Source organism: Bacteroidota bacterium (assembly GCA_021300195.1).
Lineage (GTDB): Bacteria > Bacteroidota > Bacteroidia > J057 > JAJTIE01 > JAJTIE01.
The window spans coordinates 1-11,371 of the sequence record JAJTIE010000063.1 but is presented as its reverse complement, the minus strand read 5'-3'; the positions used below and the strand labels follow the sequence as shown (position 1 = coordinate 11,371).

General features: G+C 56.0%; 7 protein-coding genes. 1 reads left to right on the top strand and 6 read right to left on the bottom strand.

The window, feature by feature from the left end; genetic code table 11:
• Positions 1–258: 258 nt before the first annotated feature.
• The 5 genes from raiA to ruvA all read right to left on the bottom strand — a co-directional run bounded on the left by raiA (position 259) and on the right by ruvA (position 10,167).
• The gene (raiA, locus tag LW884_11315; protein ID MCE3008918.1) at positions 259–564 is read right to left on the bottom strand and encodes a ribosome-associated translation inhibitor RaiA; all 306 of its coding nucleotides are present in this window, start codon (positions 562–564) and stop codon (positions 259–261) included.
• A 127-nt stretch (positions 565–691) separates the two neighbouring features.
• The gene (locus tag LW884_11310; protein ID MCE3008917.1) at positions 692–1,597 is read right to left on the bottom strand and encodes a tyrosine-type recombinase/integrase; all 906 of its coding nucleotides are present in this window, start codon (positions 1,595–1,597) and stop codon (positions 692–694) included.
• Positions 1,598–1,789: 192 nt separating this feature from the next.
• Positions 1,790–1,987 carry a 30S ribosomal protein S21 gene (rpsU, locus tag LW884_11305; GenBank protein MCE3008916.1) on the bottom strand — a complete coding sequence of 66 codons (198 nt, stop codon included), beginning with the start codon at positions 1,985–1,987 and terminating at the stop codon, positions 1,790–1,792.
• Between the two features lie 79 nt (positions 1,988–2,066).
• On the bottom strand, positions 2,067–9,350 hold the full coding sequence (gene sprA, locus LW884_11300; protein MCE3008915.1) for a cell surface protein SprA: 7,284 nt from the start codon (positions 9,348–9,350) through the stop codon (positions 2,067–2,069).
• Between the two features lie 250 nt (positions 9,351–9,600).
• Positions 9,601–10,167, bottom strand: a complete 567-nt coding sequence (ruvA, locus tag LW884_11295) for a Holliday junction branch migration protein RuvA (GenBank protein ID MCE3008914.1) — start codon at positions 10,165–10,167, stop codon at positions 9,601–9,603.
• Positions 10,168–10,192: 25 nt separating this feature from the next.
• Here ruvA and LW884_11290 point away from each other — a divergent pair, with 25 nt between their 5' ends.
• Positions 10,193–10,606 carry a hypothetical protein gene (locus tag LW884_11290; GenBank protein ID MCE3008913.1) on the top strand — a complete coding sequence of 138 codons (414 nt, stop codon included), beginning with the start codon at positions 10,193–10,195 and terminating at the stop codon, positions 10,604–10,606.
• A gap of 44 nt (positions 10,607–10,650) precedes the next feature.
• Here the strand turns inward: LW884_11290 and LW884_11285 are convergent.
• Positions 10,651–11,371: hypothetical protein (locus LW884_11285; protein ID MCE3008912.1), on the bottom strand; the 721-nt coding region annotated here is incomplete at its 5' end.

The following is an 11,371-nucleotide window of genomic DNA, read 5'->3' as shown; positions in this document are numbered from 1 at the left end:
GTGCCCTGGTATCGGCCTGGGCCCGGCAAGAAGCGAGCGGAAGGCTCCGCACCCACCCGTTCCGTATGCCGATGCAACATCTGTCGGCACATCCACTCGAAGCGTCCCATACAGGTGGGTGGCTTTAGGGCACCGTGTCGGCAAAATGACACGACAACTCCAATGGTGTAACAGACCCTACCACCAACCAGTAGTACCAAACAAAAAGCGCTGCCCCTGTATGAGCAGCGCCTGTTATATCTACCGGATGGGTCTACTTTAGACCCGTATGGTCCGTTGCTTATCCTTAAACTTCTTCAGCTGGCGCACCATGTTGTCCAGCCCCTTATCCGTAGCTTCCTCAAAGGTGCTGGCGGTCTCGGTGGCTATCAGCGTTTGGCTGGGCACCCGCAGTTTGATCTCAAAGATAGAACCCTTGTCGCTATCGCTGTTCTCTTTTTTCAGGATCACCTCCTTGGAAAGTATGTTCTCATAAAACTGATCCAGCTTTGTTACCTTCTCCTGTACAAAAGACTTGAGGGAATGATCTGCATCAAAATGGATGCTTTGAATAGTGGCTTGCATAATATCAAGTGTTTTAAGTTTCGATAAAACAGACTCGGCTCCCCTCCCGCTCTGGCTAGGGCCTGTGGGGAGGCCAGCCGTAGTATAGACGAAAATTTAGAGAAAAAAATATAGCTACGCAAGGCAATTATGCCTTGGGATGTGCTTTTTTGTGTAGTTCCTTCAGCTTGCCTATGCTGGTGTGCACATACACCTCGGTAGCCCTCAGGCTGCTGTGGCCCAGCAACTCTTTTACGGCGTTCAGCTCGGCCCCACCGTCTACCAGGTGGGTGGCAAAGCTATGGCGCAGCAGGTGCGGATGCTTGCCCTCGGTGGGCACATGCTGTAGCCTGGCACGCACCACGCGGTACACCAGCTTGTCATACACCGGTTTTCCGCGCTCGGTAAGGAAAAAGCGCGTAAAATAGTCTAACTTCAGCTGGTGGCAGCAGTGCAGGTATTCTGTCAGCGCTGCCAGTAGCGAACGGCCAATGGGAACAATCCGTTTCTTGTTTCCCTTCCCTAGTACAGATAGGGTGCGGGTATAGGTATCTACCTGCTGCCAGCGCAGCTGCACCAGCTCGGCCCGGCGCAGGCCGCATCCGTACAGCATTTCCAATATACACTGGTCGCGCGCAGCCCGGAACTTCTGTACCGGATCCTCCGTGGGGGATAGCGGCTCGTCCAGCAGCCGTGCCAGATCTTCGGCCCGCACAAACTCGGGCAGGCGACGGTGCTTCTTGGGTAGCGCCATCCGGCCAGCCGGGTTGGTAGTTAGTACGCCTATTTTTTGCTGATACCGAAGGAAGCTACGCACAGCACTTAGCTTGCGCAGGATGGTGGCACGGCCGTGGGAAAGAGACCCTACATAGTGGCGTAACACACTGTGCCGCAGCTGCTGCAGGTGTGCCGTGCAGGAGAGGGGTCTAAGCTCATAGACTTTCTCGGTAAAGGCCTCAAAATCGAGCAGGTCTCGCTCATAGGCGCACAGGGTGTGTGCGGAATACCTGCGCTCGTGGGCCAGGTAGCGAAGAAAAGCATCCAGGTGTTGCACAAAAAAACAGGTCTTCTGCTATATACAGCAAAAGACCCGACAAAGTTAGACCAAAGTCTATGTTTTTTCCCGGATTAGCGTGGACTATACACCCGGACAGAAGTGCCACGGAGCAAGCCGCTTGAGGAACCGGGCTTTAGTTGGGAGCGGTGTGCTCTGGCTACAGCCCAAGAGGCCAGCACCAGCGCACGGCTACTGTAGGTCGTGCGTCTCTATGTAGTTCTGACGGCGCACCGCCTTCTTTATCTCCTCGCGGCGGCCTACGCTGGGCGGGGTGAAATACATGCGGCTACGAACTTGCTTCAGGATGCCAAGGCGCTCAAATTTTTTTTTGTAGCGGCGCAGGGCTTTTTCTATGCTTTCGCCGTCTTTTAGCTCTACAATGATCATACGCGGTTTCTGTGTATAAGATATGGGAGGGTAAAATTACAAAAATTCCGTAATCCAGACTTCGAAAAACTATAAAAAACTAGAGAGAAGTTAGGTTGAACTGCAGCTGTACGCCTATGGCCGTGTAGGTGGTGGGGAAGCTGGTGGATACAGCAGGTGTATTTCGGTTGTGCTCCACATAGGCGCGCACCGTCAGCTGGGTATTGATCATGTAGTCTATACCGGGTTTTATCACAAAGTTCAGGTTGCCCCCGGTAGGCAGTGGGGGTTCCTCACTGTCCAGCTTGCGGTTGGCCTGTGTGATGTTTCGCAGGGTAAGTTCCAGGCGGAAGGTAATGGTATTTTTAAGCTGCATGTCCCTGCCAAAAAGGCGCAGGCTAGGCAGCAGGCCATCCTTTCGGTAGCTCAGGTTCAGCGAGAACTCGGAGTTTCGGGTTTCGGCTAGCTGCTGGGCCCCTATGTTCAGCACCAGGTTTCGGCTACGCTTGTAGTCCAGGGTGGTGGTTATGCCATTTTTCCAGGCAAAGTTGAAGCCCACCAGTGGCGTAAAGGCTTCCTGGATAACGATGCTGTTGATGGTATACTCGGTCTGGAAGTTGTAGACCGGTACTACCGCCGAGGGGTTGCCAAATGCGAAGCCCTCCCCGTACACCTGGTTGCTGTCGGGCAGGCCATTTCCATTGAAGTCGAAGTAATTGAGGTTGAGCAGATAGGCCGTGCTGTAGGTACTGCGGTAGCCATGGCGCAGGGTTACGGAGCGGAAGTTTTTCTTGAAGAAAGGAATTTCCATCAGGCCATTGAAGGCTACGTTCCAGTTGGGCAGCGGAATGCGGGGGAAGGGATCCAGCCGGACACGGTTGGGATTGTATGGGCCGTAGGCCGATAGGAAGGCGGGCACAAGCACCTCTTGGCTATTGCCCAGGTAGCCGTTGTAGTAGTTGTTGGCAAACAGTACCTCATTGCTGGCCACACGGCCTGCATTGGTAGCCTGGGCATAGTTGGAGTTCTCATCCGCCAGCCGCTTGCTGATGATGCGCCGATTGTTGTCGAAGCGGTTGAAGGCGGCACTTACGTCTCCCCGGCGTTCAAAGGCACTAAAGAAGCTGAGGAAGCTCATGCTGAAGGTTCCGTTCAGCTGGCGGTTGCTGTAGTCATAGTCTCGCAGGCGGTTGTTATATTGATACAGGCCATTGGCATTCCAGCTGGTGGCTCGGTCTACATTCAGGTCTACCCGAAAGCCCTTGAACAGCTCCACCGAGGTGCGTGCCGTAAACTGCCTGCTATCCGTTTGGTTATAGGGGTTTACCAGGCTGGTATCTCGGCTGAACCAGCCTCTGGCTCCTGCATCGTTGATAAAGCCGCCGGGCTCGAGGTTGGGCTGGGCACCCAGCAGGAAGCCGGCACCGGGGGCGTTGCTGCTCACGCCGGTTAGCGAGTCTCGGAAGCCCCAGTCCATGCCAAAGTTATTGGTACGCGGGGCATAGCCCGCCAGGCTGGTACCCTGGTTTACGGTATAGCTGGCATCTATTGTCTGGATGCTGAAGAGCCAGCGGGCCAGGGTTTTGCCCACCGCCTTTACGGCCACGTAGGGGTCATCCTCTTCGGTGCGGCTGCTGTCTTCCTTGGATACTACCGTGCGTTTTTTTATAGGGGCGGTCCATCTTTCCACAAAGGGAAATTTGCTGTACAGCTTCGTCATGTTCAGCTGGCCCTGCGTCTGTATGGTGCGCTGGTTGGAGATGCTGTTTCCCAGATTGTTATTCTGTAGGGCCGCCGTTAGCCAGGTAAACTGGGTGTTGTAGTTTACCGATGCGGTAATCCAGTCCGTATAGGTTACCTTATCGAAAGGCAGCCGGTAGGTAATGTTGATCTGCTGGTTGAAGTTTACGGTTCGGCCCATGTTGATGAGCATGTCCTTTCCGGTTTCGTTCTGCCTGCCCAGGCTCAGTAAGTTTCTGCGCACGGTATCACGCTCGGCGGGGGTGTCTATGCGGCCCCGGGGCATGTCTACCCGGCTCTGGTTGGTGGCGGTGTAGTTTACGCTTAGGCTTCGGGTCAGGTCCCAGCGCACCTGGTAGGTGCGGGTAATGGTGAAGTTCTGATTGTACACCGGTGCCAGTGGCTGGGTATTCAGGCTCAGCTGCCTGTACACCGTTTCATCGTAGCGGCGCATGCCCTCTATGCGTACGGTAACGGACTTGGGCAGGAGGTAGAAGTTGAATTCATTGATCAGATTGGGCCGCTTGCCTACCCCCTGTAGCGGCCTGTAGTTCTTGGGGTTCAGGTTGTAGGTATAGTTTATGGCACCATTCCAGGTGCGGCTTATGCCCCGTCGCACCTGTGTGTTGTGCCGGTACACCTCGTTGAAGCCGTAGGTAAAGGAGAGGTTGCTGAAGCTCCAGGGCTTTATTTTGCTATTTCCGGGCCTGGGTGCACGGCGTACGTTGTTGAAGGCGTAGCCCCATTTTTTTTCATAGTCCAGCCGGCTATCTCGGTACAGCTCGCGCTCTTGTCCCTCCAGCACATTCAGGGCATCTTCCAGGCGAATATCGGGGTCGCTGGGGTTATACAGGGGGGTTGTGAAGCGTTCGCTCAGGGTTACGTAGGTGGGGATCTCCAGGCGGGCCTCCTGGGGCAGCAGCTTGCCGGCATTCAGGGTCATGGCCAGGTCGTACTGGGTGGTGGATTCCAGCGATCGGTCATTGATGCGCTCTTCCACGCCGCCAAAGCCGGCGGTCATCCGCTGGCCCGCCACACTAATGCTTCCCAGGTCGGCCAGCTTGATGTTTGCCCGCGCATTGGCAGCCCAGCCGGTACGGTTAACGAAGTCGGTAACGCGCAGTTCGTTGGCCCACATCTCCACACAGATAGGCTGGCCGCCGTCATCGGGGTTCCGGATCCCAATCATGACGTTCTTCACATTGTTTAGCTGCGGGGTGCCGCGCACAACTACGCTTCGCTCAGCATCCAGCGCATAGGTATATAGCCCGGCCAGGCTGCCATTACCATTATTTACATCCTGATTTCGCAGGAATTTGGCCTGGTTCAGGTTTCCCAGCTCAATGTTCAGTTCGTTCGACCAAATGTTCTGCGCACTATTGTCGCCAGGGGTGGAGGGGCACAGCGGCTGGCGAAACTCATAGTAGTTCTCGTCCAGGTCTGTACCCAGGCGGACAAACACCTCTGCATCGCCACAGTTGGCAAAGGCCGAGTTGGCACAGGCACCCAGGTTGGGCTCTGCGTGTACCCACATTTTCAGGCGCTCATAGTTCCGCAGATCCAGCTGCAGGGTTTTGAATACACCCCGGGCATCGCCCTCTTCCAGGTCTTGCACCTTCAGTACCATGGATTGCTCGTTTTGCAGCAGTCCGGTCTGCTGTGCCCCGGGGCTTAGCACCCGGTCAATGTCTGGCGGAATGACGTAGTTGAAGGGGTTTCGCGTGCCATTTTCCTCAATGTTTACGGTACCGATGGAGAAGTTGGCCAGTACATCCTCCGGCTCGGGATTCTGCTGGGGCCCCCCAGGCTTCAGGCTCTCGCGGTAGGTGCGCCACTGGGTACTCACCAGGTCCATTTTTCCAAAACGCAGCACCACCTCCTGGCGGAAGCCCGTGAGGTACATGCGCAGGAAGTTCATGCTTTTAAAGTCCGTAATGCCATTTATGGGCGAGCCTGTGCGCAGCGGGATGCGAAACTGGTACCAGGTGGCCTGCTTGGGCACGTTGTCCGGGGTTTCTACATCCACCACCCGGCGGTCTACCACGTAGTTTTGCCCCACCACCATTTCGGACCTGCGGAGGCTGATTCGGTATTCGTAGAAGCGCTCTTCGCCGCTTACCTTTCCATCCACGTTCAGGTCTTCTACATCGGGGTTTGGGGTAGCCATTTCGCTCACCTCCTGGCTATTGGAGTTCAGCGGGCTATTGCCTTGCACGTGGTTAAAGCTCCGGTAGCGCTCCAGCAGGAAGGTCCCATTGGGATAGGCACCCGTATTGCGGAAGAACACATAGTTGTCTCCGCTGGGGTCGGCATTAATGGCTGCAAAGGCCTCGGCACTCAGCACGCCCTGCAGGGCTGCCAGCTGGGGGGCAAACAGGGCGCGTTCCTCTTCGTCATTTATGCCATCCAGGCCCACATCTTGCAGGCCCCGGGCATCGGGGTCGTTGCTGAAGGCCGATGTGGCTGGGGGCTGGCTGGGCACACGTCCCCAGGCTGTTTCGCTAAATCCAACGCGTTGATTCTTCAGGTCCTGTGTAGCGGGCAGGCCATTTTCGGCTACCAGCTGGCCGTCGTCCAGCACATCCTCGCTCACCAGGCCCAGGTTCAGGTATAGGTCGCCCCCCTCATGGGTGGGGCTGTCCAGATAGGGGTCCATCACCCAAAACTCGATGAACTCGAAGTTGGCCGCTTCAAAGTCGGTATTACTGGCTGTACGGCGCATAATGCCACCCCAGTTTCGCTCCGGGTCGGTAAAGGTGCCGTCGGGGTTTAGTCTGCCGCCATTGTCCTCCAGGTTGTACTGTCCGCGCAGGCTGGGCCAGTAGTGTAGGTCGAAGGTGGTGAGGATGTTGTTTCCGGCAAAGAAATCTCGGTTCGGGAAAACCTCGCGGGGATTTACCCGTCGGCTATACTGGTTGTTCAGGCTCTGGGAGTTGTTGTTGTAGCCAAAGTTTTGGGGCTGGTCAAAGAATACGGGGTCGATGGCATACCAGGCCAGCTTGGCGCGAAAGTCTCCCGAGCCGAGCGGTGTGCCATCGGTAGCAATGCGGTTTGTGGGCCTACTGGAGAGCTTCCAGAGGTTTTGGCTCATGAGGTCGATGGTGGTTCGGGCACCCTCAAAGTCATCGATATAGGCAATTCCGCGCTCGTTGTTGGTACGGATCTGCCGGGGCATGCCGGGCAGCAGCTGGGCAAACTCGCCGGTAAACTGGATTTCACTCGGCGCCTTGGTGTCGAAGAAGGGCAGCTTGTCTACAATACCGGTTATAAACCGGCTTTCCTTTCGCACGTTCACGTCAAAGCCATAGACGGTGTTGCTAATGGGTTCGTCGCCGATAATAACCTTGTTGATCAGCGGACGCTCATTCAGGTGGATAAGGGTGGTGCCAAACTGTATGTCCTTGTTTACCCGATACTCTACCCTGGCCCCCAGCATGGTCTTCTGGTCTATGCCGAAGAGGGTATTGGACTCAAACTTGACGCTGATGTCCTGGCCGCTGGTAAGCAGGCCTGGGTTTATAATGCTAACCTTGCCAATCTGATAGTCCACGGTATAGTCTATGCCCTCCTGCAGCTGGCGGCCCCCGGCCAGTACTTTTACCGAGCCTGGGGTAAGCTGCACCGTGTTGAGATAGATCTCGCTACTGCTCTTGGCAGAGTATCTACCGCGTAGTTTGAAGCGGTTGACCTGGGGGGAGAACTGGATGGCGTCCTGCTGGGTCTGGCGATAGAGGGCGGTGAAGGCATAGCGAATGGAGTCTTCCTGGCGGTTGGCTGTAAACTGATTGACCAAGTGCTGGCCAAAGGGTTCGAGGCGGGTAAGAACAACCGTGCCCTTATCGGGCTGGATGCTGATGCCGGGGATGTAGTCAAAGCGGTTGTCGGCACCCAGTTCCTTATTATTGGTCAGGCGGTCCATGTCAAACACCTGAACCAGCGGGGTATTGGCCACGGTGCTGGTAGGCAGGTAGTTGATGTCGCCGCTGCCATCTGTGCTTTGGTACACCACCTCAATGTTGAACTTGTCTTCCTGTATATTGAAGCCGCCTATTGAGTAGAAGTTCTTCATCATGAGGTCCCAGGTGGGAAACTGGCGGCGGTCTGCGGTAACCACAGCCTGGCGGCCCGGCTTCAGGGTTTTTACAAAGAGTACGGAGGGGGTGCCCTGATTTTCGGTTTGGTCTATGGAGAACTCACCCACCCGAAAAACCCGCTGACTTCCGGCTATGGTGTACTCGAAGGATACGTACAGGGCCTCATCATCCTGTAGCTGGCTGTTCAGGCTCACATAGCCCAGCTGGCGGTTCAGCGTATACTCGCTCTCGGTGAGCAGGCGCATGTTTTGGTAGAGCTCAAAATCCACCTCCTCATCCAGGCTCAGGCCCCTTAGCGCCTCCTTTACGGTAGTACGGTCTCGGCTCCCGCCTGCGTTTACCACCTTTTCATACAGGTTATTGGCGTTATTGTCCGGCACAACAAAGGTGGGATTGGTGGCCACAATGGCGGGATCCTGTTCCAGCAGGCGCCCCCCCCGGGGGCTGCGCGCGCCGGTGCGTGCATCTGTTACCGACGGCAGGGGGGCATTCTCGCCCAGATCTACCAGGCCTATGCAGTTCCGTGTGTTGGTGTTGGATCGGTTATTCTTGTTGGTCATCCACAGCTCCACCCGGTTTATGTTGATGGGGCTATTAACCAGCGGCAGGTTGACCAGGCTCTGCTCGTACAGATTGCGAAAGTGGTGGCTGAGGAAGAAGTGGCGGTTCATGTCATAGTCCGCACACTCCACCTCAAACTCCGTTTCTTGGCTACCGCCCCGTACGGTTACTTCCTCGGTTTTGCCGCGCTGCTGGCTGGCCAGGGTGGTTACCCATATTGGTCCCCACTGGCTTACCATCTTTATCCCCCACAGGTTCTGTCCGCCAGAGATGAGGGTGCCATTTACGGGCATGCTCACGTTCCCGGCCTCTATGCTCTTTATAATGTCGTCCTCGTCTCCCTCGTAGCTGATCTTGAACTGGTTTTCGAAACTGAACGTGGCCTCCGTGTCATAGCTTACGCGCAGCTTCAGCTTTTCGCCTATGCTGCCCACCACATCCATTTGTATCTGCTGGTCAAAGTTGAAGCTGGTATTGCGCTGCTGGCGGATGGTGAGGGAGGGGTTGCGCATTCGGTTTACGCGCACCGAAAAATCCAGCAGAACGCTAATGTTTGGCTTGATGTCAATCTTGTTTGAGCCAAATATGGTGGCAAAAAGCTTGCTGTTTACCTTCAATTCCGGGATCAGGTCTCCACCGGCAGCACCCGGGTCGGTGCTGTTTCCGGCAGTTTTGGCAAAGTAGCGCTGGGTGGCCTCTTGCTCGCGCAGCCGCTCATACTCAGCGCGGGTAACGTAGGTGGGGGGGCGTATATCGTGGGTGCCTATCTGCTCATAGATGTAGTAGCCCTGGCCGTCTGGCGCCAGTTCCACCCGTTTGCTCAGGTTTGGGGGAGGGGGCAGGCGGCTATTGTCGTAGCTACGCCGGTGGGTGGGGTCTCCATACCTGTCCTCCAGCTCGTCCGTGTCATTCGGGCTGGTCTGCCTGGGCATCAGCAGCAGGGCCGATGGGGTAGCAGAGGCCTGGGAGGCCTGGGAAACCTGGGGCACTGCGAACAGCTGTAGAGATGGCAGCACAGCCGCTGAATCCGACGGGGTGGACTCAGCGGGTATAAAAAGCCAAGGCAACAGCTTGAGATATGCCAGAAACGAATGGGCGAGCAAAACAAACAGTTAAATACAGGTAGAGTTTATGCCATTCAAAATGCTTGGGGTTCTCAACAATGCCTTGACTTATATGGGGGGACGTACTATCCACTAACGAAGCCTGGGGCAGCAAATATACGGAATCTGTAAATTTTTATCCCCTTAGGGCCAGCTTTATCAGCGTTTCCGCATCGGCTATTGCTTGCTCCTTCAGGATCCGGTCCAGGCGCTTTTCCATTTCCTGCTTTGGGAAGCCCAGGCTCACCAGGGCCTGCAGGGCATCCTGGCGCAGGCTGGTGCCCGGCACCGGGCCATCGTGCAGGCTAGGCAGCTTGTTCTGTAGCTCCAGGATGATGCGGCTGGCTGTCTTCTCACCCACGCCTTTCAGCTTCTTCAGGCCGGCCACGTCATTGGCCTGTATGGTGGCCTGTAGCTCTGCCACCGTCATCCCGCTCAGCATCATCAGGGCGGTGCTGCCCCCCACCCCACTTACCCCCAGTAGCTGTATAAACAGGGCCCGCTCATCGGGGCGGGCAAAGCCATACAGCGTATGGGCATCCTCCTTCACCTGCAGGTGGGTGTGTAGCAATAGCTCTGTCTGATCCTTGATGGCCAGGTAGGTATTCAGCGAGATCCGACAGGCATAGCCCACACCCTGGCAGTTTATCACTACCTCTGCCGGCTCCAGCCAGGCCACTTTTCCCTGTAGGAATGCGATCATGGTGCTAAGTTAGTAGATTGCAGCTATGATCTACTGGGGGTTCGAGCTAGCAGTGCTGATGGCAGCAGCAGGGGTGTATGTATACCTGAAGCGCTATGCCCTGGGGCAGTTAAGCACCGAAGCCTGGGCAGAGGCACAGGCACGCCTGCAGCCCTACCCTACTGCCCGGCTAGCTGCCATCCTGGGGTTGCTTGTGTTTACCTGGCTGGGCACCAGCACCTGGCCAGAGGCGCAGTACCTGCTACTTCGGCTCGGTGCGGTGGGTTTTCTGTTCCTGGGCCTGCTGGGCAGCTTCTGGCTGAGCCAGCGCCTTGCCAGCGTGTCCACCGCTCCTGGCTTCCTGCGGAGCTATGTATGGGCCGAGTTGCTACTCTATTTGATCCTGGCTGGCTGGACCTCCATGCCCCTGCTGGCCCACAAGCTGGCCATGCATCCATAAAAAAGGGGACACGCTGTCCCCCCTTTTTTATGGATGTCGCTGGTTTACCGAACCCATATCTGGTGGAAAGTATCGGCTGTATTCCCTATCGTAAAGTTATTATCCACACACCATCCTCGTCCTGGGGTACCGATCGGAGGAGCTGATATGGACCAGTGGAAGGTACTACCCACATAGAAGGGGTATTCGCACATGGCTAAGTCGCCCCTGAAATTCCACCCGCCGTCAAGCACACCGGGGATATTTGCTGAATGGGACGGAGACAGATCGGTAAAGTTCGCATTCGATCTGATATAATTCACGTTCACGGGCCCATTGTTACTTCCCCTGAAGTACCCAATCATGGTAGGGTCATCTATGGTAAAATGTATAACCCGATTGTGCACATGTGTCCGGGCAAAAAAGCGTAGTCGGCTAAACTGAAGTGCGGCCATCAGCGTCCTGGAGGCATGGCCCCAATTGTTTGTCCCGGCTTCGCCCGGTAGCACCGGTACACCCAGGTCTGTAGAACCCTGACGTGGTAGATTATTGCTTCGCACAGTAAGGGCTGGGTCCGTATTTCGAATGTGGTTGTAGTTCAGTACCAGGGTCCAGCCACCGCCATCGGTACTCATGTCGCAGCTGCAGGCAAAGGGCGCATAGGTAGTTCCGTTCCCATCGGGGTCGATGGTGTACTCAGCAACCCCGGTACCCGCCAGTGCGGGGTTCAGTGCCAGTATCTGGGCACAGTTTCGGTAGCTAGCAGTAACAGTAAGTACCACCGTG

What these genes read in the sequence shown, in the direction of transcription:
- rpsU (MCE3008916.1), bottom strand. Translation starts at nt 1,987, where the DNA reads ATGATCATTGTAGAGCTAAAAGACGGCGAAAGCATAGAAAAAGCCCTG.
- raiA (MCE3008918.1), bottom strand. Translation starts at nt 564, where the DNA reads ATGCAAGCCACTATTCAAAGCATCCATTTTGATGCAGATCATTCCCTC.
- LW884_11290 (MCE3008913.1), top strand. Translation starts at nt 10,193, where the DNA reads ATGATCTACTGGGGGTTCGAGCTAGCAGTGCTGATGGCAGCAGCAGGG.
- ruvA (MCE3008914.1), bottom strand. Translation starts at nt 10,167, where the DNA reads ATGATCGCATTCCTACAGGGAAAAGTGGCCTGGCTGGAGCCGGCAGAG.